The organism is Bartonella sp. AA89HNZF (assembly GCF_042196905.1).
Classification (GTDB): Bacteria; Pseudomonadota; Alphaproteobacteria; order Rhizobiales; family Rhizobiaceae; genus Bartonella.
In genome coordinates, this window is sequence record NZ_JBHIRD010000002.1 from 149,653 (window position 1) to 173,792 (window position 24,140).

Consider the following 24,140-nt stretch of genomic DNA (forward strand, 5'->3'; position numbering starts at 1 on the left):
GGTTATGACAAGGTTTTCTCCTTATTGTCCTAAAAATGCACTTGCTCGTTGGTTTGATAAGCGTTTTCCTCTTCCTCGTTTTTTTTATAATGCATTTGTGATTTTTCCTGTTCCGCGTAATCTTAATTACTTTTACACATTTGGCGGTATTTTAACCATTATGCTTTTATCACAGCTATTGACAGGTATTGTCTTGGCTATGCATTATGTTCCGGATATTCATTTGGCTTTTGAAACTAGTGAACGATTTCGGCGTGAAGGGCAGTTTGGTTGGCTTTTTCGTCCATGGCATTGTGTAGGCTCTTCGTTTTTTTTTATTGCTGTTTATATCCATTTGGCACGTGGACTTTATTATGGTTCTTATAAAAATATGCGAGAAATGGTATGGGTTACAGGTATTTTTATTTATATCATCATGATGGCAATAGCGTTTTTTGGTTATGTGCTTGTTTGGGGGATGATGTCTATTTCAGCTGCTTCAGTGATTGCAGGGCTTTTCAAAACGATTCCTTTAGTGGGGTCTTGGTTGCATGAGACACTTCTTGGTGGTTATGTCGTAGGACAACCAACGTTGAATCGTTTTTATGTTTTCCATTATGTTTTATCATTTGTTTTGCTTCTTTTTGTGGGGCTTCATATTTGGGCAATTCATTGTGTTGGGCAAGGAAATCCAACGGGTCTTGCTATACAGTCAGATAAGGAAACGGTTCCATTTTCGCCTTATGCACTGATCAAAGATATTTTTGCTATTACTGTTTTTCTCATCTTCTTTGCCTGGTTTTTGTTTTATATGCCCGATTATATGGGGCAGGTTGAAAATTATAGTGTGGCAGATCCTTTAAAGGCACCTCTTCGTGTAGTTCCAGAATGGTATTTTTTGCCTTTTTATGCGATGCTTCGTGCTATAACTTTTGATATTGGTATTTTCTCTTCAAACTTTGTTGGCTTTGTTTTATTCGTCAGTTCGATTTGCATTTTAATTTTTGTGCCATGGTTGGACCGCTCTAAAATATGTTCAGCAAGATATCGACCTGTTTATAAAATTTTCTTTTGGGCGTTGGTTATTGATGTCGTTTTTCTTGGTTGGTTGGGGTCAAGAGAAATAAGTGACAAAATTCTTTTATGGACACAATTGGCTACGGTTTATTATTTTATATTTTTTTTGGTTATTTTGCCGATTTTGCCAGCGTTTGAAAAAAATTATTCTCTTCCTTCTTCAATTATGCAAGATTTAAAACAGAAAAAAAAGAGACTATGGTAAATGTTTTTGTCGGGCTGGTTGTTATTGTTGCTATGAGTTTTTCTGCTCAGAGTTTAGCGGGTGGTGCCTCTGATCAGGAAGAGGGATTTATTTCTTTTCCTTTACAGGTTCCTAAAAAACAAGAATGGAGTTTTTCAGGTCCATTTGGGTTCTACGATAAGGCGCAATTGAGGCGCGGATTAAAGGTTTATAAACAAGTTTGTTCCAGCTGCCATGGGCTAAAATATGTGGCTTTTCGCAATTTAAAAGCTCTTGGGTATGATCAAGAACAGATTAAAGTTTTGGCGGGGCAGTATGAAGTGCGTGATGGTCCTAATCGAGAAGGAAAATTTTTTAAACGTGCTGGGGTTGCAACGGATTATTTTCCTTCTCCCTTTGCGTATGAAGAAGAAGCAAGACAGGTTTTGAATGGTGCTTATCCTCCAGATTTGTCATTGATGGCACGTGCACGTGGTGTATCTTTACCTTTTCCTGCTTTAATTACGGATGTTTTGACTCATTATGATACGGCTGGTCCAGATTATATTACAGCTCTTTTAACAGGATATCAGGAAGCGCCGAAGAAGGTAAAAGTTGCTGATGGTTATTGGTATAATCCTTATTTTATTGCCAGTAATTTTTTAACTATGGCACCTCCTTTGAGTGATGGTGTAGTTGCTTATGAAGATGGAACCCCAGAAACCGTTGAACATTACGCCCGTGATGTTTCTGCTTTTTTGATGTGGGCTGCCGATCCTCATATGGAAATTCGTAAAAAAACCGGTTTTCGTGTTATTTTATTTTTAATCATTTTTGCAGGGCTTGTTTATATTTTAAAAGGTCGTATTTGGCGTAGTTTAGAAGAAGAGTTTGAGAAAGAAACAAAAGATGAAATAAAGAAAGAAGGATAAGACGACTGGTTTTGAAAGAGTATAAAAAGCATAAGGAACAAATCTGTTTATAATGCATTGAGGTTTTATAAAGTAAAAGCAAAGTAAAAACGGAGATGTTAAAATGAAAAAAATTTCATGTACTACTCTTATGTCAATTTTGATGATTTCTAGTACTTATGCGCAGTCTTTTGAAGGACCTTTTAAACCTGAAATGATTTCTTCGACAGGTATTGTACAGGTAGGGATAAATAATTCTGTGCGTTATGTAACACCTTTAGCAACGGATTTTGTTGCTTCTAGCCTTATAGGTGCTAAGGTATATAATATAGAAGATGAAAATATTGGTGAAGTAAAAGATATTATTTTACGTGAAAATAATATTGCGGGATTTGTTGTTGCAGTTGGTGGTTTCCTTGGTATAGGGGAGAGTTATGTGGTCGTTTCTCCAGAAACAATCCAGATGACAAATGATTATGGTAAGTGGAAACTTATTACAAATGCGACAAAAGATTCTTTAAAGGACGCTCCAACATTTAAATACGAAGGGCGTTGGACGCGCTAATTTTATATTTCCATTCTTGAATGGATAAAACAGTTGCTGTCACAATAATGGTAGCACCTGTTTTTTGTTCAGGAGACCTTTAGGAACTTTTGCGGTAAGCTCTCATGAACTTAATACAAAATTTTCAAGATAAACTATTAAGATAGAGTGAAGATTTAAGTATTATGTTTAAATAACATGATATCGCCATCTTGCACAATGTATTCTTTTCCTTCATCGCGGGCTTTTCCTGCTTCTTTTGCACCGCTTTCTCCACCCAGAGCAATATAGTCATTGTAGCTGATGGTTTGTGCACGAATGAAGCCGCGCTCAAAATCTGAGTGAATAACGCCAGCTGCTTGGGGAGCTTTGGTACCACGCGCAATTGTCCATGCTCGCGTTTCCTTAGGCCCACAGGTGAAGTAAGTAATGAGATCAAGTAAATGATAACCAGCGCGAATAAGGCGATTTAAACTTGGTTCAAAGAGTCCTAGAGCATTGAGATATTCTGAGGCTTCAGCATCACTCAGTTGCGTGATTTCCGCTTCGATAGAAGCCGAAATGATAATGCTTTGCGCATTTTGCTCTGTTGCCATTTTTTCAACTGTTTGGGTAAAACTATTGCCATGAGCGGCGTCATTTTCGCTTACGTTGCAAACATAAAGTACAGGTTTGGAGGTTAAAAGATTTAAACTTTTAAGAATGTTCTGTTCATCAGAAGAGATATCTTTGAGTAATAAGCGGATAGGGTTTCCCTGTTGCAGTATGTTTAATGCTTTTTCCATAATGGGTAGAATTGTAAGGGCTTCTTTGTCTTTTCCAATTGCCCGTTTACGGATTTGTACGATTCGTCTCTCAAGACTTTCAAGATCTGCAAGCATGAGTTCGGTTTCAACCGTTGTTGCATCACTAACAGGATCAATATGTCCTTCTACATGGGTAATATCTTCGTTTTGAAAACAGCGTAAAACGTGGACAATGGCATCGACTTCACGAATATTGGCTAAAAATTTATTGCCTAAACCTTCGCCTTTTGAAGCTCCTCGTACCAACCCCGCAATATCAACGAAGTTAATGCGTGTAGGAATCGTTTCTTTTGAACCAGCAATTGATGCAATTTTTTCCATTCGTAAATCTGGAACAGCAACTTCACCAGTATTGGGTTCAATGGTACAAAAAGGATAGTTGGCAGCCTGTGCAGTAGCTGTTTTTGTTAATGCATTAAAAAGAGTTGATTTCCCAACATTAGGTAATCCGACAATACCGCATTTAAAGCCCATGAGAGTCTTTCTTTTCTACTGATTTTATGGTTAAGATAAAGCTTCCTTTTTATAGCATATTTTCAGAAGAGTTATAGTCCTTGTCTTGCGATAAGTGAGAAAAAAGTCTAAAGTAGTAGGTATCTACTTTTTTACCTTAGTTCTTCTTATCTTAATGCTCTCCTTAGTTACAAGGATAAGAAAACTTCGAATTAATGTTAATAGTGTGCTAAGTTTTTCATGGTATGCAAATCTGCATAAATAATTAATCGGAGAAAATAGAAGAGTGTTATCTCGTTGTGCCTTTTTAATTGCAGCACTTTTGGCTTTGGCTGGATGTGCTACACGTCAGTCAGATATGTCATCGGTACCTTTTCAACAAGTTCGATACATTCCACCAGAAATACAGGCTTTGTATGGTCCTGTAACGAATGAGACCTATTCGTTACCTGCTGTTGATCTTGCGACAATTGATCCAAAATATTGGCGACAAGAGGTGATTTATTATACATCTTATGCGCCTGGAACATTGGTTATAGATACGGAAGAATGTTTTCTTTACCTTATTGGTGAAAATGGAAAAGCTTTGCGTTATGGGATTGGTGTCGGTAAAGAAGGCCTAGCATTTGAAGGTGAGGGGGTTATACAGCGCAAGCGTCGGTGGCCAAATTGGGCTCCTACTGCAGCTATGATGGCTCGAGAACCAGAACGTTATGGTCATCTTGGGAAAGGAATGCCACCAGGGCCCGATAATCCATTAGGTGCGCGGGCACTTTATTTGTTCAAAAATGGGAAAGATACACTTTTCCGTATTCATGGCTCACACGAATCGTGGTCAATTGGGCGTGCTATTTCAAGTGGGTGTATCCGTTTGCTTAATCAAGATATTATCGATCTTTATGATCGTGTTCCCGTTGGTTCGCGTGTTGTGGTATTGCAAAACAATAGGAGTATTCCTACAGTTTATAGTCAACAATCAAATGGTTACGATCCGCTACAATCGACCATTCAGCCAAATGATTTTTTTTAATTTAGGGGAGAAGATTGGAGAGAGCCGTTTGGGTATTTTGGTTTGCTGTTCAATCTTCTCTTCCTCCAAAAAAAGAGTATAGACCTCTTCTCTGTTTCAAAAGATATGTACAAATATCATTATTTTATTTGCTAGCTTTCATATTTTCCCAACAGGTTTTGCCTTTGAGGAAATTTATAAGAGGCATTTTTCTTTCTTTTTTCAAAAGTTTTTATTCATATGTCCTCCAACTTGTGAGGTGTAAGCCAATGGTTTTTATGGTTTCATTATTAATAGATTTAAAATAAATCTTGTGATATTTGGCATTTCTATTCAAGAATATAAAACAATTAATTTTTATAAATCAATAAGTTATATGTATAGATTTTATAGAGAAAAGTTGTTTTTTTATTGATGAGAGAAATAAGCTGTTAGGGTCAGTTCTTATTTTTTATTGTTTGTGAAACTTCATTCATAAAGAGGGATTTGTCATCTTTTATAAGGAGAGCGATATTTTTTGCGATTGTCTCTAAGAGAGGGGGAAGCCATTCTTGATCAGATTTGGTAAAATTTCCTAGGACATGCTGATGAACAAGTTCTTTGCTTCCAGGATGACCAATTCCTATGCGTATACGGCAATAATTAGTACCACAATGGGTATCAATAGATTTAATACCATTATGTCCATTATTTCCTCCACCAATTTTTACACGGACTCTTCCCGGAGGCAGGTCTAACTCATCATAAATGATGATCAAATTCTTCAAATCTAATTTATAAAATCGCAAAGCTTCACCGATAGCTTGACCCGAGCAATTCATAAAAGTTTGCGGTTTTATAAGAAAAATTTTCTCATTATCTATGAAACCATTGGAGATTTCTGCTTGAAACTTTTTCGACCATGGAGAAAAAGAGAAGGACTGATAAATGGCATCAACAGCCATAAAACCGATATTATGGCGGTTATTTTGATATTGTAAACCAGGATTGCCAAGACCAGCAATAAGCCACATGTGTATTTTCAGTCAAAGTATGAGTAAGGGTAATGTCTCATAAATTAAGGCGGAAAAAATTTCCGCCTTTTGAGTTTTATGAAGTTTCCGTGTCTTCTTCATCATTTTCTTGTTCAGAGGTTTCATCGCTGACATCCATGCCAGCAGGAGCTGCAATGGTTGCAATGGTAAAGTCTCGATCTTGGATGATGGGAGTCACATCTTTTGGCAGTTGCACTGCTGAAATGTGAATAGAATCACCAATAGAGTAGCTGGAGAGATCAATTTCAATAGCTTCAGGAATAGCACTTGCTGGAGCTGTACATTCAATTTCGTGCCGAACAATATTGAGGACACCACCCTTTTTAAGTCCAGGGGCCGTATCTTCATTGAGGAAGTGAACAGGAATATTCACTTCTACAACGGATTTTGCTGAAATGCGTAAGAAATCTACATGGAGGGGAAAGTCACGCACGGGATCTAATTGATAATCTTTTGGCAAAACCATAATTTTTTGCTTGTCAAGAATAATCGTTGCAATGGTGGTACGAAAGCCACCAGCGTGAATTTTATAGAAAATTTCTTTATAGGGAACTGTTATTGCCAAAGGAGGTTGTTTTTCACCATAAATGACAGCAGGAATAAGACCGTTGCGGCGAAGTTCACGGGAGGACCCCTTACCAACCCGCTCGCGTTTTTCGGCCTTAAGAGTGTAGCTTTTGCTCATAATTTAAGTCCTTTTTACATGATTGGAGATCCTTCAAAAACAATAACAGTTTTTGCATGGATATGAAGATATGCGCTGATAAGCAGCGATTGCTCCATTCTGCGTTGCCTCCAAGGGTGTCTACGCAGAAGTCTGTTCTATAATTCAAACTATTCATAGATGCAAGAGTTGTGGGAAAAATCGATGATTTCTATCGTTAAAAAAGAGGAAATGTTACACATTATGGTACAGGATGGAGAATCAACCAATATGCGCTGATATGTTCAAAATCAAACACTGGAGATGTTATGAAGGTTGAGATTGCCTTGGGTGAGATATCAGAGAGTCGTGCTTTGCATAAATCGATGCCAGCACTTCTTGATTTGGAAGAGTTATTGGCAACACGTCTTCTTGTTCAAGGTAATTCTGGTTCAGGTAAATCACATCTTTTACGCCGTCTTCTAGAACAAAGTGCTCAGTGGGTACAGCATTGTGTGATTGATCCAGAAGGTGATTTTGTAACTTTGGCAGACAAATTTGGTCATGTTATTGTAGAGGCTCAACGGAGCGAACTAGAATTGACGCGTATTGCGCATCGCATTCGACAACATCGGGTTTCTGTAGTATTTAATCTTGAAGGTTTGGATACTGAACAACAGATGCGTGCTGTGGGTGCTTTCCTTGGGGCACTGTTTGATGTGGAACGTGATTATTGGTATCCTATGCTTGTCGTTGTTGATGAAGCACAATTGTTTGCTCCAACTGCTGCAGGAGAAGTTTCTGATGAAGCACGTAAGATTTCCCTTAGTGCTATGACTAATCTTATGTGTCGGGGGCGCAAACGTGGTCTTGCTGGTGTTATTGCGACACAACGTTTGGCTAAGCTGGCCAAAAATGTTGCTGCTGAAGCTTCAAACTTTTTAATAGGGCGGACTTTTTTAGATATTGATATGGTGCGCGCTGCTGATCTTTTGGGAATGGAGCGTCGTCAAGCAGAAATGTTTAGAGATCTTGAGCGGGGAAATTTTATCGCTTTAGGTCCCGCTTTATCACGACGTCCCTTACCAATCATTATCGGTTCTGTTGAAACTTTGGCACGCTCTTCTAGTCCTAAATTAATGCCACTTCCAACAGAGCGGGATGATGTGCAAGAGCTCGTTTTTACTGCTTCACCAGAGGAAATTTTAACGCCATTTAAACAAACACGAGAGCCGATGAGGGAAAAATCAATGCACGAGATGTTAGAGGAGGTAGTACATAAAAAACAAGAGCTGTTGGAAGAAAACTTGAGTTTATTTCCTGAACTTTCTGATGTTGAGCGTGACGGGCAAGCAGAACATATTATTCGGGAAATTCTTGAGGATTCTGAGGCTTTTTATCGTTCAACAGCGGTGCTTTATCAAGATTTTTCAGTTCGTTGCCGTATCCATGGTATGTCAAAGGTTCCTTTTAATCTTTCACAGTTTCGGCGTAAATTGGCTATTGCTCAGGCTTTTGTTGATGAACAAACGGCTGTCAGTGAACATTGGAAACATATTTTGCAGATATCAGAAAGTTTGGAAGAAGATGTTCAAGGAGTCTTCTTGAACGTGGCTCAAGCCGCATTGGGCGGAAAGCCTTGTCCATCCGATGCATTTTTAGCACGTCTTTATGGGACTCATTCTTTAAGCCGTGCACGCCGACTTTTAACCTACTTTGAAGAACGCGGTCTCATTGTTATTCATACGCATTTTAGTGGCCAACGCATTGTTGCATTTCCTGATCTTGGTGTTGAAACAGCACCAGGAGATCCCAAGGAACCACTTTAACCAAATAAGCTTGAAACGGATTGTTCTGCTGCTGTCCTTGCTATTGCTTCTCCCATAAGGTCGGCAATGGGCAAAACACGAATATTATGGGTTTTCTCAATAGCTTGTGTTGGCATGATTGAATCTGTAATAACCAATTCTTTCATCTCTGAATTGGCAATTCGCTCGATTGCATTACCAGAAAGAACACCGTGCGTGATATAAGCTGTGACACTATTGGCACCATGTTTAAGCAGAGCACTTGCTGCATTGCATAAAGTTCCACCTGAATCAACAATATCATCAAGCAAAAGGCAATCTTTTCCCGATACATCTCCAATGATATTCATAACTTCTGATTCACCGGGGCTTTCGCGACGTTTATCCACAATAGCGAGCAAACTGTTCAAGCGCTTGGCGAGTGCGCGCGCGCGCACCACACCACCCACATCAGGTGAAACAACGATAACATTTTCAAGAGAATAATGCACTTTGACATCGCGAGAAATGACAGGAACAGCATAGAGATTATCTGTAGGGATATCAAAAAAACCTTGAATTTGTCCTGCATGAAGGTCTAATGTTAAAACACGATGGGCCCCTGCTTCAGTAATGAGGTTGGCAACAAGTTTTGCAGAAATAGGAGTTCGTGGTCCTGGTTTTCTATCTTGGCGTGCATAGCCAAAATAGGGGATAACAGCTGTAATACGACGCGCAGAAGAACGACGAAGGGCATCAATCATGATGAGTAATTCCATCAAATGATCATTTGCGGGATAGGATGTAGATTGCAAAACAAAAACATCTTGTCCACGTACATTTTCATGCAGTTCTACGAAAATTTCTTGATCAGCAAAGCGCTTTACAGTTGCTTTGCCTAAGGGGATGTTCAAATAATTTGCAACATCTTCAGCTAGGCGTGGATTAGAATTTCCGCAGAAAAGTTTCATAGTAGAACCTCTGAATCATCATGGTAGGAATGCGACACGGTTTTTAATTTCTTTTTATTAAATTGCAAGAAAACAATTACAAAACCATTACAATTTTATTGATTATTATTAAAGAGCTATGCAGTATGTTTTCTCTTTTTCCAAAAGTTTGTTACTTTTAGAGCAAAGTTTTTTCTCCATGCGGCAAAGAAAAACATATTGATTAAGCTTTTTGGTTATTACTTTATAAAAATACTTTCAATATGGGGAATGTTTCATATTTAAGATGAATGAAAGGGAGTAATAAAAAGAAGTATTATCTTGCCTTCAATCATTATAACCAAACATTGAAAATGATCATAGCGAAGGCTATCATATTTTATGGGCTGGTAGATAATTTCGTGAGAAAAGCAAAGTACAATGGGGTTTATTTTTCCATTTGGGTAAAAAGTTTAGTTTTGCAGTTTTGGTATTGTTCTCAAGCATAAAAGGGGTTCATCTTTTATTTTTCAGCATAATAGCAGAAATTTGCCGTCCGTAATCGGGTTCGTTGCGGTGTATTGCACGGCGATAGGAGAAAAAACGCTGTTCATCTTGATAGGTACAAAGCTCTACACAAGAAGCATTAACACCTGCTTCTTTGAGTTGATTTATAATAAATGCCCATAGATTAAAATAAAAGCGATTTATTTTGTCTGTTTTTAAAAAATATTTTTGGTATTTGCTGTGGTAATCAATAAACTGGTCGTAAAATTCGTTTGTTACTTCATAGTGATAAGGGCCAATACAAGGTCCAAGGACTGCTGTTATTGATTGTCTTTTGGCTCCTTGTTTTTCCATAACAGCAATTGTTTTCTCGATAATTCCATTTAAGCTTCCACGCCAGCCAGCATGAGTTGCAGCGATGACTCCAGCTTGTGGATCAGCAAACAGAATGGGTCCGCAATCTGCTGTAAGAACTCCAATAACGAGTTCTGGGGTAGTCGTAACCAGAGCATCAGCTTGAGGAGGTGCACCGATAGTTGCTTGATGAGCTACGACAACGTTACAGGAGTGTATTTGATTAACTGTGACTAAATTTTGCGCTTCAATAGAAAAATAATTGGCGATCAAAAGACGATTCTGTACGATATGTTCAGGTTGATCATTTGAACCTTTCCCAACATTAAGACTATGATAAAGATTTTTTGAAAAACCACCTTGACGTGTAAAAAATCCATGTTTTATTCCATGGGTGTGTAAAGTAGAAAGATTTTTTGCAAGAATGGGATGAGGGATAGATTTCATAAAAGTTCCTTATGGAGATTATTTAAAGTGAGGATGGAGATGTTCATATTTGTCAATGAATATTTCAGATAATGATGTGTTTATTGACAAAAGCGCCGATCATTAAAATTGGGGAGGTATGGAGATATTTTTATCACTGAAATGTAAAACTTTAAATAATTTTCCCATCTGATCTGGACCAGCGAGCCGTTCAATGTCTTGGCGGATTTTGTCTTGCAAAGGAGCACTTTTGCCAACTCCAAGCTGTTTTGCGCGCTCCAGTAGCCCCATTTTAAAAAGAAACTCTCCTTGCTCTAAGATTTCAGCAAAACAGCCCTGTTCAAGAGCTATGTTTTTTAAAAAAGAAAAATCAACATGGGATGTTAAATCATGTTCACCAGGGGCATCAAAAACATCACGAAATCTATGTTTCGAGAGTGCTTGCAAGGTATCGCCAAAGGCAAGCTCACAAGCACCATAGTCGATAAGTAAAGCAGAACCTGTCACTTGCACTAAATGGTGGCTGATTTGTTGCATGAATTGATGCCGTAAGGGGGCATGTTCAAAAATTGTTCCGTCAGGCACTTTAGAACAATAGGTTTGTAGACAAGAAGAGGGAAGTTTATGCGGGGCAGCAATAAAGATAAAATCTCCATTTTGATTGACTGTAATGCGGCGCTCTTTCCATTTTCCATTGACTTTAATATATTGGTTGATAGGGAGTGTATCGAGAAATTCATTAGCAATGAGGAAGAGAGGTTTTGAAGGAATTTGATTAAAATTTTCAATGCTATGGATTTGTTTTTGATAAGAGCAAAGGCGCTTTTTTTGTTCTTTTGCGAGTTTTTGGCTTATTTCGATCAGAAAAATTTCAGCAGCATTAAATGCCGTTTGAGAGAGCTTTTGGATGGTTCGCAAAATGTCATCCATCAAAGTTCCTCGTCCTGGACCTATTTCAGCGAGAATAAAAGGGTGAGGACACCCTTGAGCTTTCCAGCTCGCAAGAGTCCAAATGCCAATCATCTCTCCAAATAATTGGCTTATTTCAGGTGCTGTAATGAAATCACCAGCATGTCCAAAAGGGGTTTGTGTGTGATAATAACCAAATTGGGGATCGGTGAGTGCCAACGTCATATATTGGCTAACAGTGATTGGTCCATTAAGGACAATAATTTCTTTAATTTTTTCTTTGAGATTGGCCATTTTCTGTCGGTTTATATTTAAAGGCGTGGAGAAGAAGATAAAACCCTACAAGAAGCATGGGAAGAGATAAAGCCATGCCATAGGTAAAACCAGTAGAATGGAAAAGAGTCGAAAACCATTCTGGATCTTCTTGAGGCGCACGGTAAACTTCAGAAATGCTGCGTGTTACTGCGTAGCCTATAATAAATGTTCCTGATACAGTACCGGGACGTTTTAATGCTTTGAACCCAAAAATAAGAAGACACAGGATGATGAAGAGAAGAAATCCTTCCATAAATGCTTCGTAAAGCTGGCTTGGATGGCGCGGTAAATAGTAAGGATCGAGAGGAAAACAAACAGCCCAAGGACGTGTAGTAATATTGCCCCATAATTCTTGGTTGATGAAGTTGCAGATTCGTACAACGCCGATACCAATAGGAGCACCTGCAGCAATGATATCAAACATGGCTCGTATGTTAATATGATTTTTACGGGCAAACCAGATCATAGCAATGATAATACCAATAAGTCCGCCATGAAAGGACATTCCCCCATCCCATACGGCAATAATAGCACTTGGATGGTTAAAATAGTAAATGGGATCCCATACAAGAACTTGTCCTAAACGCCCTCCGACAACAACACTTATGGCAGACCAGACAACAAAATCTCCGATCTTTTCTTTATCCATAGGAGGATAGTTTCTATACCATAGAGATGCTTTTTTTAATAATTTTTGCGCATACCACCAAGCAAAAAGAATACCCAGTACGTAACCAAGTCCATACCAATGAAGTGCTATGGGACCTAGATGGATAATGACAGGATCAAGAAAAGACGGAAAAGCAATGGCTGGACAAGACAAATTGTTCATGAGTTAAGCATCTTACATTATACGAGATGAATATGAAGTGACTCTGATGGTCAAAAATGACAGATGAATACACAATGGTCAAGTCAGTAGGGAGGCTAGTCAGAAAGGGGGGGAGATTTCCACTGATTTATCACGGTAAAAAAATATGGTGATAAAAGGAATATTAAAAAATCTGAAACAAAATCATTATGAAAAATCTGCACAGTATGTAAAATATAGAGTAAAAGGAACAAATTACAGTATCTAAATGTTATGAGAATACGCTATAATGCGTGTGTCAATAATTAAAATTTAAGGAAAAAGGTTATGCGTAATGGATCAAATCGTATTCTTGATGAATTAGCAAAATTAGCAACAGATGCTGCTGACGTTGCGCAAGGCATACGACGTGAAGCTGGAACAGCTTTTCGTGTGCAGGCTGAAAAGATAGCAAACAAACTTGATCTTGTTTCTCGCGAAGAGTTTGAGACTTTTAAGGAGATGGTGCTGAAAATCCATACTGATAACGCTGATTTGAAAAGACGCCTTGATGATTTAAAAAAAGATGATTAAAAAAAACGCAGACACAAAAAAGTAAAATAGTTTAAAAAAAAGAATCTTCAAAAAAATATCCCCAATTTTTCAATATGATGCGTGAAACTAAAAAATGCTTAATCTTGAGTCTGTTAGAGCGGAGCATTTGTTTATTTTTGATTTTTTTTGGGTAAAAATACATTTTTTTGAATCAGGGGGGCTGGCGCTATCAAATTGTATCAATACACTGAAAAAACTTGATGATTCGTTTCATGATTATCAGGTTTCCCTAAAGAGCGCGATTGTGTTCTAGGTGTTTGTGTTTTGTTGATGTTTTTAATGTGTATTTGTTTGGTGTAAGAGGTTTGATTGTAGCAAATATTGTTACAATTTAAGCGGTTTATATTCTGTTGACAATGTTTTAAGATGATTGAGGATTGTGATGAGGCTTGCATTTTGCGCCACAGAAAGAAAAGAGCACCCTGTTGACTTTATCGAACAGATTGCCTGTGAATATGATTGGTCGTTTGAGCGAGATGCACAAGATGAAATTAGCGTTTGTGTGGAAGGAAAACGCGCAAACTATCGTCTTGCTTTTTCATGGATGGAAGAGCATGAAGCACTTCATTTAGCTTGTTCGTTTGATCTTTCTATTAAAAATGCTCGAACAGCCGAAATACAGCGCTTATTGCTAGCAATTAATGAAAAATTGTTGTTGGGACATTTTGATTATTGGCAAAGAAATAACTCGGTTATTTATCGGCAAGGTCTTCTTTTGGCTGGTGGGGCGCATCCATCCCATATACAAGTTGAAACATTATTGATAAATGCACTTAAAGCCTGTGAAAGCCATTATGTTGCATTTCAGATGGTGGCTTTATCGGGAGAAAGCGCTTACAAGGCATTACAATACACTTTGTTTGAAACTGTAGGGAATGCCTAAAATATCAAGTTTGTTATTTTTACAGACTGTTTACTGAAATATGATTCATCGGGGGATATCAAGAATAGCGCGCAATCCCCCGAGTGGGCTCTCGTCTAATTGTATATTGCCACCATGGCTGCGTGCTATGTCTTGGGCAATAGAAAGACCAAGTCCTGTTCCACTTGCATCTTGATTTCGTGCTTTATCAATTCTGAAAAATGGCTTAAAAACTTCTGCACGCATATTTTTATGAATTCCAGGTCCATCATCGTCGATTATCAATATAAAAGATTCTTGTTGAGAATTGGCTGTTAGTTTAACGGTCGTGCTGTGACAAAATGCATTTGATACAAGATTGCTAACCAAGCGTGTGAAAGCACGGGGACGTACTTGTATCTCTGTAGGTCCTTCAATGGTGTAAGAAAATTGACGTTTGTGTAGATGAGCATCGGTGGAGAATTTTTGCATAAGAGCATTTAAATCAAAAGTCTTGACACTTTCACTTCCTTCTCCACGGGCAAAGGCAAGATAATCTTCTAACATATTTTGCATATCACTTACATCTTGCTCAAGCGGTTTAATATCAAAGCCAGTATTTGCTAATGCTAACTGAAGTTTAAAACGTGTAAGAATGGTTCTTAAATCATGACTTACTCCTGAGAGCATCATGGTGCGTTGTTCTATTTGGCGTTCAATACGTTCTCGCATACGTAAAAAAGCGATGCCTGCACGACGGACTTCATCAGCTCCTTGTGGTTGAAATCCTTTTGGTAAGGGACGACCTCGCCCAAAGCTTTCAGCCGCTTCAGCGAGTTGTTGAATTGGTTTTATTTGGTTGCGTAAGAAATAAATTGCTATCAACAACAAAACAAGAGCTGTTCCTACCATCCAGCTTAAAAAAATAGAGGTATTGGAAGCATAGGCTTGGCTGCGCGGAGCGAAGACACGCAAGATGTTGTGACCAAGGTGGATACGGATTTCAACAAGATCAGAATCTCCTACGGTATCGATCCAGAAGGGACGGTTAATTTGTCGGGTGATTTCTTCGCTTAAAAAATAATCAAGAATTGCAAAAAATGGCTTAGGTCCTGGTGGGGGTAAGGGGGCAGGAGAGAGAATAGAAATGTTTAATCCCATACGTTGTTGTGCAATACGCTTGATATCTTCATAGTTATCTTGTTGTGGATATGTTTCAATAATATCAATAATGGCTGAAATATCATGCACGACAGCAGTTGAAAGACGCTCGGTTACCATTTGCCAATGACGTTCCATAAAGACGTAAGCAATGACCGTTTGCAGAAGCACCATGGGAGCAATAATAATGATCAAAGAACGAGCATAAAGCCGTTTAGGCATTTTTTTCGTTAGCCATCGAAAAAAAAATCTTAAAGGTTTGAACATTCTTGTGCCTATTCAATTGAGAGTTTATACCCTATTCCTCGCACAGTTTGGAGCCATATAGGAAGTGCTGGATTTTTTTCGATCTTACGGCGAAGGCGGTTGATTTGTACATCAATGGCACGTTCACTTATATTGCTGTCATCGGTCGCGAATTTATGGCGCGGAATTGTATCGCCTGCATTTTCGGCAAAAATGATCATCATTTCTTGTTCTTTATCGGTTAATTTAATAATTTCTCCTCTTTTTTTGAGTTCGCGCCGTGAAATTGAAAATATATAAGGACCAAAAATGATTTGCTCAATTTTAGGTTGGCTAAGGGGAAAACCACGTCGTAAAATGGCGTTGATGCGAAGGAGAAGTTCACGAGGGTCAAACGGCTTAGCCAGATAATCATCTGCCCCTGCTTCTAATCCACGGATACGATTGTCTATTTCTGATAAAGCTGTTAACATGAAGATAGGGACATCTTTTGTTTGGCGGAGTGAATGAGTGAGATCAATACCGTTTTCGCCAGGCATCATGACATCAACAATAAGAAGATCAAAATCTAAACTTGCTAACAGTCGTCTTGCTTCATTCGCATTGGCTGAAACTGAAACACGAAATCCATTTTTAATGAGAAACTGAAATAAAAGATTGCGAATACGCGTATCGTCATCAATCACAAGAAGGTGAGGGGCATCGTCACACAAAACTTGAACGTGATTGCTCATTCTTAAAAAAACCTTGATAAAAATTTAGTTTACACAAAATGCAAGTTTACATAAGTTGTATAAAGCTGTCGAGCAGCACCTTTACCTTAAAGGAAAGAAAGTTTTATTTATAAATTTAAAAAAGTTATTTTTGAAAAGGATATGATGGGTAGTCTTAATATACATATTATTCCAGTTACGACATTCCAACAAAATTGCACTTTGCTTTTTGATAGTGAAAGTAAAACGGGGGTTCTCGTTGATCCTGGTGGTGATTGGCCACGAATTCAAGACGTAATCGAAAAGAATGGTGTTATCGTTGAGGCTATTTGGATAACACATGGTCATTTTGATCATGTAGGAGCAGCAATGCAAGTGAAAGAAGCGCTTAATGTAAAAATTATCGGTTCACATCGCGATGATAAGCCTGTGATGGATGCCGTGAGCGAAAGCGCAAAAAATTATGGCATCACTGATGCTTGCATCTGTATTCCTGACCAATGGTTAGAAGATGGTGAGTGCGTTCATTTTGCTGGACATGTGTTTAAGGTTTTTCACACCCCAGGACATTCCCCTGGTCATGTTATTTATTTCAATGAAAAAGAGCGCTTAGCCCTCTTGGGTGATGTTCTCTTTCGTGGTTCTATTGGACGTACGGACTTCCCCTTCTGTTCTTATGAAAAATTGATGCAATCTCTTCGAGAAAAAGTTTTACCCTTAGGCGATGATGTTTGTTTTATCTGTGGGCATGGTCCCAAAAGTAGCATAGGCTATGAGCGCCAAAATAATCCTTTTCTTCAAGATTTTAATATATGAGCAAATAAAAAAACGCTTTGAAGCGTTTTTTTTTGCCATTTAAGACTTTTTAGTAGGGCAGAACAGAAGTTAATTTATTGGGGCATAACAAACGTGTTCCAAACCATTACGGTCTCGGAAAGTTCCTGTTTTAGGGTTGAAAGAACGGTATTTTTTCTTGCAATATTGAAGCCAATCAGATTCTAATGATTGTTGTACTGGCTCATATTCCACCGTTTGCGGAGCTTCATAAATTATCTGTTCTTGTGGAACCTGTTGATATACAATTTGATGCTGTGGTGCGGTTTGATAAACAACTTGTGGCTGTTCTGGTTTTTTAAAAATTTTGCCGAGAAGTGCACCTGCTGCAAGAGCAAGAATGCCCATTGCTAAAGCTTCTCCTGAGTTATTTATATTAATACTACTGTGTTTTGTCTTTTTGCGCTCGACATAATGATATGTCTTGTGTTCAACATGATGGTGTTGTTGTGCTCCCCATTTATGGCTAACATAATGACGCTTGTGGGGATTATCAAAAGAGTGATGTTCACTATGAGAAAAATGGGAGCTAAAATTGTGAGACGGTAAACCAGCCTCCCTTCTCATATCATAGTTATGATACCATGCCATATCCGCAAGCGTTGGACCTAATGGCATCAAAACGGTTACAGTAGACATTGCTGATAATACCGCTAACCTGATCACTTTTTTCATAATGATGCTCCTTGTGTCAATTCGTATTTTTCACATCCTACACGTTTCAAACTGAATAGAGACTGAACAATTTTGGACTTTATTGTGACAAAAAAATAAAATTTCATTTAGTTAAAACTATTATCAATACAATAAAATAAAATCATGACAGAATTTTGATTTCAATTAATGTACTCTTCTTAAGCTTAATTAAGCAGCTTGTATTTAGAGCACCAGATTTTTTACTATTGGTTATAAATTATTTATTGATGAGTACTTTTTTATTGCTTGATACAATATGAATTGAACAATAGGTGTATGAATAAAAGTTATCGTTTTTTATTATAGGCTTATGGTGCTAAGATAGAACCTTATTTCACCTTATTTGTGTGATTGAATACAGTCCTGTTTCACTACTCTCTTGTGAGGCTAAATATTGAGTTCGATATCATATTATAACTGTATAAATATAATATATTGCGGGAACTTTTTTTGATATATGGGAAACATTCTTGTTGGGATATGGCTGTTAGTTTGACAGTATTGGCATGACAAAATACATTTGACACAAGATTGCTGATGAGACGCGTGAAGGCACGTGGGCGTGCTTGTATTTGTGTAGGGCTTTCAATGGTGTAGGAAAATTGAAGTTTGTGAAGATGTGCATCGGTAGAGAATTTTTGCATAAGAGCATTTAAATCAAAAGTTTTAACACACTCACTTTCTTCACTACGGGCAAAAGAAAGGTAATCTTCTAACATGTTTTGCATGTCGCTCACATTTTGCTCAAGCGGCTTGATATCAAAGTCAGTATTTGCTAATGTTAGCTGAAGTTTAAAACGGGTGAGAATGGTTCTTAAATCATGGCTTACATCCGTAAGCATCATGGGGCGTTGTTCGATATAGTTAGAAGATGGTGAGTGTGTGTATTTTGCTGGACATGAGTTTAGGGTTTTGCATACACTGGGGCATTCCCTTGGTCATGTTATTTATTTCAATGAGAAAGAGCGCTTAGCCTTCTTGGGTGTTGTTCTCTTTCGTGGTTCTATTGGACGTACGGACTTCCCCTTCTGTTCTTATGAAAAATTGATGAAATCCCTTCGAGAAAAAGTTTTACCCTTAGGCGATGATGTTTGTTTTATCTGTGGGCATGATCCCAAAAGTAGTATAGGCTATGAGCACCAAAATAATCCTTTTCTTCAAGATTTTAATATATGAGAAAACAAAAAAAACGCTTTGAAGCGTTTTTTTTGCCATTTAAAACTTTTTAGTAGGGCAGAACAGAAGTTAATTTATTGGGGCATAACAAATGTGTTCCAAACCATTACGGTCTCGAAAGGTCCCTGTTTTAGGGTTAAAGGAACGGTATTTTTTCTTGCAATAGTTAAGCCAATCAGATTCTAATGATTGCTGGAATGGCTCATATGCCACTGTTTGCTGCACTTGATAAACTCTTTGATTTTGCGGAACTTTTTGATAAATTACCTGACTTTGTGGTACTATTTGATAAACCACTTGTGGCTGTTCTGGTTTTTTTAAAATTGTACCAAGAATTGTACCTGTTGCAAGACCAAGAATACCCACCGCTAAAGCATCTCCTGAGTTATCTATATGAATATTACTGTGTTTTGTCTTTTTGCGCTCGACGTAATGATATGTTTTGTTTTCAACATGATGATAATGGTGGTGGTGGTGATGATGATGTTGTTGTTCCGTCTTACTCTGTTTGGCTACAGACCTTTCATGTTTGGCTTTAAATCTTCTCTTGTTGTCATCAGAACTCTTGTGGAAATCATCAACAAACTTTTGGAAATCATCAGATAAAAAGCTACGTTTTTTATCAGAACAATGGGAGCGAGAAAAACCGCAAGGCAGAATATCAGCTTTCTTCCTCATTTCCCTTATCGCATCATCTGTTTCTTTACGCATCTTCCTCATCATATCATCTATTTCTCTCGAGATAGAGTCACTACGATTCCATGCCATATCCGCAAGCGTTGCATTTAGCGGCATCAAAATGGTCACAGTTGACATTGCTGATAATACCGCTAACCTGATCACTTTTTTCATAATGATGCTCCTTGTGTTAATTCGTATTTTTCACATCCTACACGTTTCAAACTGAATAGAGCCTGAACAATTTGGGACTTTATTGTGACAAAACAAATAAATAAGCCATTTAGTAAAAGCTATCATAGATACTGACAAAATTTTGATTTCAATTTAATGTATTTAATTGATAAGATTGTATTGGTAGTAGATGATTTTTACTATGTTGTATAAAGTATTTATTTGGGAATAATTTGTTCCTATCAATTAATTTAATGTAATTTAATAACTATTTTATAAATAAAGCCTATAGTTTTATCACTATATAATTATGATTAATATTAAATTATATATTGTAGTATAATTGTATAAATATAATATATTTGTAGTAATATTTTGTTTCATGGAAGATATTTTTTAAAGTTTGTCTGAATTTATTTATATTTTAGAAGTTTTTACAGTTTTAAAGATTTTTATAATAAGGTTGAACAAGAAAGATTTTTTGAAAAGTCAATAATTTTAGGCATTTTTTGTAAAATATCCTCTCTTATGTTGTCTTAGAAAAATTGGAATATTTTTAATATTTGCTGTTATCTATTTTTAGGGCAATACTGTTTGCTCTTCATCGATAGTCAGTTTTTTAGAAGAGCTAAAGATTAGTTTTGGCGGTGTGAAATTTTTTGCTCCTTCATTGATTGCGTTTTTTTCGTTTTATTGTTGCTTGATTAGGGGTGTTTTTACGAGATTTTCCTTTTTGATTTTCCAAAATACCAGTGTCCATGGTTGATCCCATGTGTGCAAGGTCTGGTTTGGAGAAAAGACTTGGTTGTAACACGGGCTCTTGGGGGGATTGTTCTCTATGATGTGTTAAGGGATTCTCCGCGAGTTCTAGTTCTATCTTTTGTAATTGTTTGATTTCATCGCGAAGGCGTGCTGCTTCTTCAAAATTAAGATCAGCAGCTGCTTCATGCATTAATTTTTCGAGGTGTTTAATATGAGATGCTAAATTGTTGCCAACCATATTTTTTTTCTCGATAACATCAGGGATATTTGTACGAATATGGTTGTTTTCATAACCTGAATTGAGAATATCTCCGATATTTTTTTTGATACTTTTCGGTGTGATATGGTGTTCTTCATTATAGGCTATTTGTTTTTGTCGACGTCTTTGTGTCTCCTGTAAGGCTCGTTTTATGGAACCAGTGATCGTATCTGCATAGAGGATAACACGGCCATCTACGTTACGTGCAGCACGTCCGATTGTTTGTATGAGGGAAGTTTCAGAGCGCAAAAAGCCCTCTTTATCGGCATCTAGAATGGCAACAAAACTACATTCTGGAATATCTAAGCCTTCTCGGAGCAAGTTGATACCGATGAGGACATCAAAGGTGCCAAGCCGAAGGTCGCGTAGAATTTCAATGCGTTCTAATGTATCAATGTCGGAATGCATATAGCGTACACGAATACCTTGTTCGTGCAGATATTCAGTTAAGTTTTCGGCCATACGCTTTGTGAGAACTGTCACCAATGTACGGTAGCCCTTTTGAATTGTTTTCCGAATTTCATTCACAACATCATCGACTTGAGTGCGTGCTGGACGAATTTCTGTTTCTGGATCGACAAGCCCTGTTGGGCGAATGATTTGTTCAGCAAAAATACCATGGGATTGTTCTATTTCCCAGCGTCCAGGTGTTGCGGAGACAGCAATTGTTTGTGGGCGCATGGCATCCCATTCTTCAAAGCGCAAAGGACGGTTGTCCATACAGGAAGGGAGGCGAAAACCATATTCTGCTAAAGTTGCTTTTCTGCGAAAATCACCTCGGTACATACCACCAATTTGGGGAATGGTTACATGGCTTTCATCGATAAAAACAAGAGAATTGAGTGGAATATATTCGAATAAAGTTGGGGGTGGTTCACCGGGATTTCGTCCTGTTAAATAACGTGAATAATTTTCAATTCCCGGACATGAACCGGTGGTTTCCAACATTTCCAAATCAAAAACTGTACGTTGTTCTAAACGTTGTGCTTCTAAAAGACGCCCAGCTTCGTTCAACTCATCGAGGCGTTGAACGAGTTCCATTTTGATAGATTTCATCGCTTGGTTAAGTGTTGGGCGTGGTATTACGTAGTGTGAGTTGGCATAAATTTTAATTGATTGAAGATCGCCTGTTTTTTGTCCGGTGAGAGGATCAAATTCCGTAATTGTTTCCACTTCATCGCCAAAGAGCGAAATACGCCAAGCACGATCTTCGAGGTGGGCAGGGAAAACTTCGATTGTATCCCCTCGTACACGAAAGGAACCACGAACGAAGTTGATATCTTGTCGATAATACTGTTGAGAGACTAAATCAGCCAAGAGTTTTCGTTGATTGAGTTTGTCCCCTTTTTCTATTTCGAAGGTCATGGCCGTATAGGTTTCTACGGAACCAATTCCGTAGATGCAGGAGACAGATGCGACGATAATAACATCATCACGCTCTAAGACGGCACGTGTTGCAGCATGACGCATCCGGTCGATTTGTTCATTAATAGAGGACTCTTTTTCAATATAAGTGTCAGAGCGTGCAACATAGGCTTCTGGTTGATAATAGTCATAATAAGAAACAAAATATTCGACAGCATTGTGAGGAAAAAAGCTTTTAAATTCTCCATAAAGCTGTGCCGCTAAAGTTTTATTTGGAGCTAAAATCAGAGCTGGACGCTGTGTTTTTTCAATGATATTGGCCATTGTATAGGTTTTTCCTGAGCCGGTAACACCCAAAAGCACTTGTGTACGTTCATCTTTTTGAATTCCCTCAACCAGAGTTTTAATGGCTTGAGGTTGATCTCCCGCTGGTTTAAAAGATGTTTCGAGTTGAAATGGAATACCACCTTCAGATTTTTCAGGACGAATAGGGCGGTGAGGTGTCCATAATGCACCATTCTTAAAAAGAGGATTACCTGAAGCAATGAGAGCAGAAAGAGCTTCTACTGTTGCAGTAACACCATTTTTCATTGTTGTATCCTTTGATAGAAGCGTGCTGGTGATTTTAAAGAAAATACTAATTTTTACAATTTCATTACAACAACAGCAAAACATTATTGAACAGATTTGTTTTGGTTTATTGGAGTTTTCATTAGGATCTTGATCAAGTTTTTTCTATGAGACAAATTCTTCGAAGTATTTCTTTGGAGGGAGCATATTTGTGGTTGTTCATAGACACTATTGCATTTTTTCCATGATGATATTCAAGAGGGCATAAGTTATTATGGCTGTTATGGAGAATAATCGGTACGTTTGGGCACTAAAGGCATTGTGTATGTGTGATAAAGATCATTTCCATCTTTAAATGAAAGATAACGAGATGACACCCAACCCATTTGAGCGTTATATCGGATATGGCACCAATTTCCTTCACAGTTTTTGACAAAGACCAATTCCCCCGCAGAGATTAAGCCACAAAGCGCATACTGAGTGCTGGGGCCTGCTCTAAAATTAAGATTTCTCGTAACAAAGGCCTCTGCTGCCTCGGATATCGTTGTAGTTAAAAAGAAAGGAACAAACATAAAAAAAATTATGATTTTTTTCATTTTACTGCAAAGAACTTCTTTAGTAATTTTCTATCCTTCTCTCTTCGTATCACATATGATTTCTTTTGCCAGACTATGATAAAACAGAAAAAAATACAATTCTTTCTTCTTTAGGAGACTCAGCAGTAGAGTGAATTTTAATATTTTAAACACCAAAATGAGATGTTTTAAACACTATTGGTGCATGTTTTGTTCCCTTTATTTATTTTTATATGGAAAACAGAGAGACTGTACTATATAATGAAAAAGATCGTAGTTTTCGGATTCCAAAAGTAATTTTGGAAGCCGTTTTTTGTATTTTTATTAAACTTTCCGTGTAATAGAAAGGGACGGATTATGGAAAAAGTTCCGATGACTACAGCTGGTTTTGAAAGTCTTAAAGAAGAGTTGCGTTGGCGTCAACAACAGGAGCGTCCGCGGATTATTGAAGCAATTTCTGAGGCGCGAGCACATGGTGATTTGTCAGAAAATGCCGAGTATCATGCAGCTAAAGAAGCGCAAAGTCTTAATGAGGGGCGTATAAATGAGCTTGAAGATTATATCGCACGAGCAGAAGTGATAGATGTCTCGCGTCTTTCAGGTGACAAAATAAAATTTGGCGCAACCATTAAACTCTTGGATGAGGATACTGAAGAAAAAAAAGTGTATCAGATTGTAGGGGATCAAGAAGCTGATGTAAAAATTGGTAAAATCTCTATTTCTTCGCCTATCGCACGTGCACTTATTGGCAAGCAAGAAGGTGATGTGATTGAGGTGAATGCACCAGGTGGTGCGCATAATTATGAGATCATTAAGGTTCAGTACATCTAAATAACATA

General features: G+C 37.8%; 22 protein-coding genes and 2 pseudogenes. 10 read left to right on the plus strand and 14 right to left on the minus strand.

Translation table 11 applies throughout. The features are described 5' to 3' along the window. The first annotated feature begins 4 nt into the window (after nucleotides 1-4). The 3 genes from ACFIN0_RS01595 (at nucleotide 5) to ACFIN0_RS01605 (ending at nucleotide 2,695) form a co-directional block, all read left to right on the plus strand. Nucleotides 5-1,261 (plus strand): cytochrome bc complex cytochrome b subunit, encoded by a 1,257-nt coding sequence (locus tag ACFIN0_RS01595; RefSeq protein WP_375606353.1) that lies wholly within the window; start codon nucleotides 5-7, stop codon nucleotides 1,259-1,261. Then, complete coding sequence (locus tag ACFIN0_RS01600) at nucleotides 1,255-2,151, plus strand: cytochrome c1 (protein ID WP_375701775.1); 897 nt, start codon at nucleotides 1,255-1,257, stop codon at nucleotides 2,149-2,151. Before ACFIN0_RS01595 ends, ACFIN0_RS01600 begins: the two co-directional genes overlap by 7 nt. 103 nt (nucleotides 2,152-2,254) lie before the next feature. Next, nucleotides 2,255-2,695: a PRC-barrel domain-containing protein gene (locus ACFIN0_RS01605; RefSeq protein WP_375701776.1), complete on the plus strand. Its 441-nt coding sequence runs from the start codon at nucleotides 2,255-2,257 to the stop codon at nucleotides 2,693-2,695. Between the two features lie 155 nt (nucleotides 2,696-2,850). On the opposite strand, the gene ychF is transcribed toward ACFIN0_RS01605, so the two are convergent. Further along, complete coding sequence (gene ychF / locus ACFIN0_RS01610; protein ID WP_375701777.1) at nucleotides 2,851-3,954, minus strand: redox-regulated ATPase YchF; 1,104 nt, start codon at nucleotides 3,952-3,954, stop codon at nucleotides 2,851-2,853. A 265-nt stretch (nucleotides 3,955-4,219) separates the two neighbouring features. On the opposite strand from ychF, the gene ACFIN0_RS01615 reads away from it, so the two are divergent. After that, nucleotides 4,220-4,963, plus strand: coding sequence for a L,D-transpeptidase (locus ACFIN0_RS01615; protein ID WP_375701778.1), 744 nt, complete (start codon nucleotides 4,220-4,222; stop codon nucleotides 4,961-4,963). Nucleotides 4,964-5,379: 416 nt separating this feature from the next. On the opposite strand, the gene pth is transcribed toward ACFIN0_RS01615, so the two are convergent. Continuing rightward, nucleotides 5,380-5,955 carry an aminoacyl-tRNA hydrolase gene (gene pth, locus ACFIN0_RS01620; protein ID WP_375701779.1) on the minus strand — a complete coding sequence of 192 codons (576 nt, stop codon included), beginning with the start codon at nucleotides 5,953-5,955 and terminating at the stop codon, nucleotides 5,380-5,382. Nucleotides 5,956-6,031: 76 nt separating this feature from the next. Then, nucleotides 6,032-6,661, minus strand: coding sequence for a 50S ribosomal protein L25/general stress protein Ctc (locus ACFIN0_RS01625; RefSeq protein WP_375610123.1), 630 nt, complete (start codon nucleotides 6,659-6,661; stop codon nucleotides 6,032-6,034). A gap of 287 nt (nucleotides 6,662-6,948) precedes the next feature. Between ACFIN0_RS01625 and ACFIN0_RS01630 the strand changes: the two genes are divergently transcribed. Continuing rightward, nucleotides 6,949-8,448 (plus strand): helicase HerA domain-containing protein, encoded by a 1,500-nt coding sequence (locus ACFIN0_RS01630; RefSeq protein WP_375701780.1) that lies wholly within the window; start codon nucleotides 6,949-6,951, stop codon nucleotides 8,446-8,448. Here the strand turns inward: ACFIN0_RS01630 and ACFIN0_RS01635 are convergent. The 4 genes from ACFIN0_RS01635 to lgt all read right to left on the minus strand — a co-directional run bounded on the left by ACFIN0_RS01635 (nucleotide 8,445) and on the right by lgt (nucleotide 12,678). Then, nucleotides 8,445-9,377, minus strand: coding sequence for a ribose-phosphate pyrophosphokinase (locus ACFIN0_RS01635; RefSeq protein WP_375606345.1), 933 nt, complete (start codon nucleotides 9,375-9,377; stop codon nucleotides 8,445-8,447). The two genes, ACFIN0_RS01630 and ACFIN0_RS01635, sit on opposite strands and share 4 nt — an antisense overlap. 474 nt (nucleotides 9,378-9,851) lie before the next feature. After that, the gene (gene pgeF / locus ACFIN0_RS01640) at nucleotides 9,852-10,643 is read right to left on the minus strand and encodes a peptidoglycan editing factor PgeF (protein WP_375606344.1); all 792 of its coding nucleotides are present in this window, start codon (nucleotides 10,641-10,643) and stop codon (nucleotides 9,852-9,854) included. Nucleotides 10,644-10,745: 102 nt separating this feature from the next. Beyond that, nucleotides 10,746-11,825, minus strand: a complete 1,080-nt coding sequence (locus tag ACFIN0_RS01645; RefSeq protein ID WP_375701781.1) for a class I SAM-dependent methyltransferase — start codon at nucleotides 11,823-11,825, stop codon at nucleotides 10,746-10,748. Next, nucleotides 11,800-12,678, minus strand: a complete 879-nt coding sequence (gene lgt / locus ACFIN0_RS01650; RefSeq protein ID WP_375701782.1) for a prolipoprotein diacylglyceryl transferase — start codon at nucleotides 12,676-12,678, stop codon at nucleotides 11,800-11,802. The genes ACFIN0_RS01645 and lgt overlap by 26 nt, the downstream gene beginning before the upstream one ends. 306 nt (nucleotides 12,679-12,984) lie before the next feature. Here lgt and ACFIN0_RS01655 point away from each other — a divergent pair, with 306 nt between their 5' ends. After that, on the plus strand, nucleotides 12,985-13,230 hold the full coding sequence (locus ACFIN0_RS01655) for an accessory factor UbiK family protein (protein WP_375606341.1): 246 nt from the start codon (nucleotides 12,985-12,987) through the stop codon (nucleotides 13,228-13,230). A 403-nt stretch (nucleotides 13,231-13,633) separates the two neighbouring features. Then, the gene (locus ACFIN0_RS01660; protein WP_375610126.1) at nucleotides 13,634-14,134 is read left to right on the plus strand and encodes a YbjN domain-containing protein; all 501 of its coding nucleotides are present in this window, start codon (nucleotides 13,634-13,636) and stop codon (nucleotides 14,132-14,134) included. A 45-nt stretch (nucleotides 14,135-14,179) separates the two neighbouring features. Here the strand turns inward: ACFIN0_RS01660 and ACFIN0_RS01665 are convergent, their stop codons facing one another. Then, nucleotides 14,180-15,520, minus strand: a complete 1,341-nt coding sequence (locus tag ACFIN0_RS01665; RefSeq protein WP_375607754.1) for an ATP-binding protein — start codon at nucleotides 15,518-15,520, stop codon at nucleotides 14,180-14,182. 8 nt (nucleotides 15,521-15,528) lie between these two features. Beyond that, the gene (locus ACFIN0_RS01670; RefSeq protein WP_375606339.1) at nucleotides 15,529-16,233 is read right to left on the minus strand and encodes a response regulator; all 705 of its coding nucleotides are present in this window, start codon (nucleotides 16,231-16,233) and stop codon (nucleotides 15,529-15,531) included. A gap of 144 nt (nucleotides 16,234-16,377) precedes the next feature. On the opposite strand from ACFIN0_RS01670, the gene ACFIN0_RS01675 reads away from it, so the two are divergent. After that, nucleotides 16,378-17,028, plus strand: a complete 651-nt coding sequence (locus ACFIN0_RS01675) for an MBL fold metallo-hydrolase (protein ID WP_375612975.1) — start codon at nucleotides 16,378-16,380, stop codon at nucleotides 17,026-17,028. Between the two features lie 69 nt (nucleotides 17,029-17,097). Here ACFIN0_RS01675 and ACFIN0_RS01680 read toward each other — a convergent pair whose 3' ends face one another. Then, nucleotides 17,098-17,721 carry a BA14K family protein gene (locus tag ACFIN0_RS01680; RefSeq protein ID WP_375701783.1) on the minus strand — a complete coding sequence of 208 codons (624 nt, stop codon included), beginning with the start codon at nucleotides 17,719-17,721 and terminating at the stop codon, nucleotides 17,098-17,100. Nucleotides 17,722-18,203: 482 nt separating this feature from the next. Continuing rightward, a pseudogene (locus tag ACFIN0_RS01685) lies at nucleotides 18,204-18,602 on the minus strand (sensor histidine kinase); the annotation flags it as partial. A 4-nt stretch (nucleotides 18,603-18,606) separates the two neighbouring features. Between ACFIN0_RS01685 and ACFIN0_RS01690 the strand changes: the two are divergent. Further along, nucleotides 18,607-18,918 (plus strand): annotated as a pseudogene (locus ACFIN0_RS01690) (MBL fold metallo-hydrolase); the annotation flags it as partial. A 69-nt stretch (nucleotides 18,919-18,987) separates the two neighbouring features. Here the strand turns inward: ACFIN0_RS01690 and ACFIN0_RS01695 are convergent. From ACFIN0_RS01695 to ACFIN0_RS01705, 3 genes are all read right to left on the minus strand, one after another. Next, nucleotides 18,988-19,770, minus strand: coding sequence for a BA14K family protein (locus ACFIN0_RS01695; RefSeq protein ID WP_375701784.1), 783 nt, complete (start codon nucleotides 19,768-19,770; stop codon nucleotides 18,988-18,990). Nucleotides 19,771-20,437: 667 nt separating this feature from the next. Then, complete coding sequence (gene uvrB / locus ACFIN0_RS01700) at nucleotides 20,438-22,747, minus strand: excinuclease ABC subunit UvrB (RefSeq protein ID WP_375701785.1); 2,310 nt, start codon at nucleotides 22,745-22,747, stop codon at nucleotides 20,438-20,440. Nucleotides 22,748-23,007: 260 nt separating this feature from the next. Next, entirely contained in the window at nucleotides 23,008-23,322 is a 315-nt protein-coding gene (locus ACFIN0_RS01705) for an SH3 domain-containing protein (protein ID WP_375606335.1), read from the minus strand. 336 nt (nucleotides 23,323-23,658) lie between these two features. On the opposite strand from ACFIN0_RS01705, the gene greA reads away from it, so the two are divergent. Continuing rightward, nucleotides 23,659-24,132 carry a transcription elongation factor GreA gene (gene greA, locus ACFIN0_RS01710; protein ID WP_375606334.1) on the plus strand — a complete coding sequence of 158 codons (474 nt, stop codon included), beginning with the start codon at nucleotides 23,659-23,661 and terminating at the stop codon, nucleotides 24,130-24,132. Nucleotides 24,133-24,140: the final 8 nt, after the last annotated feature.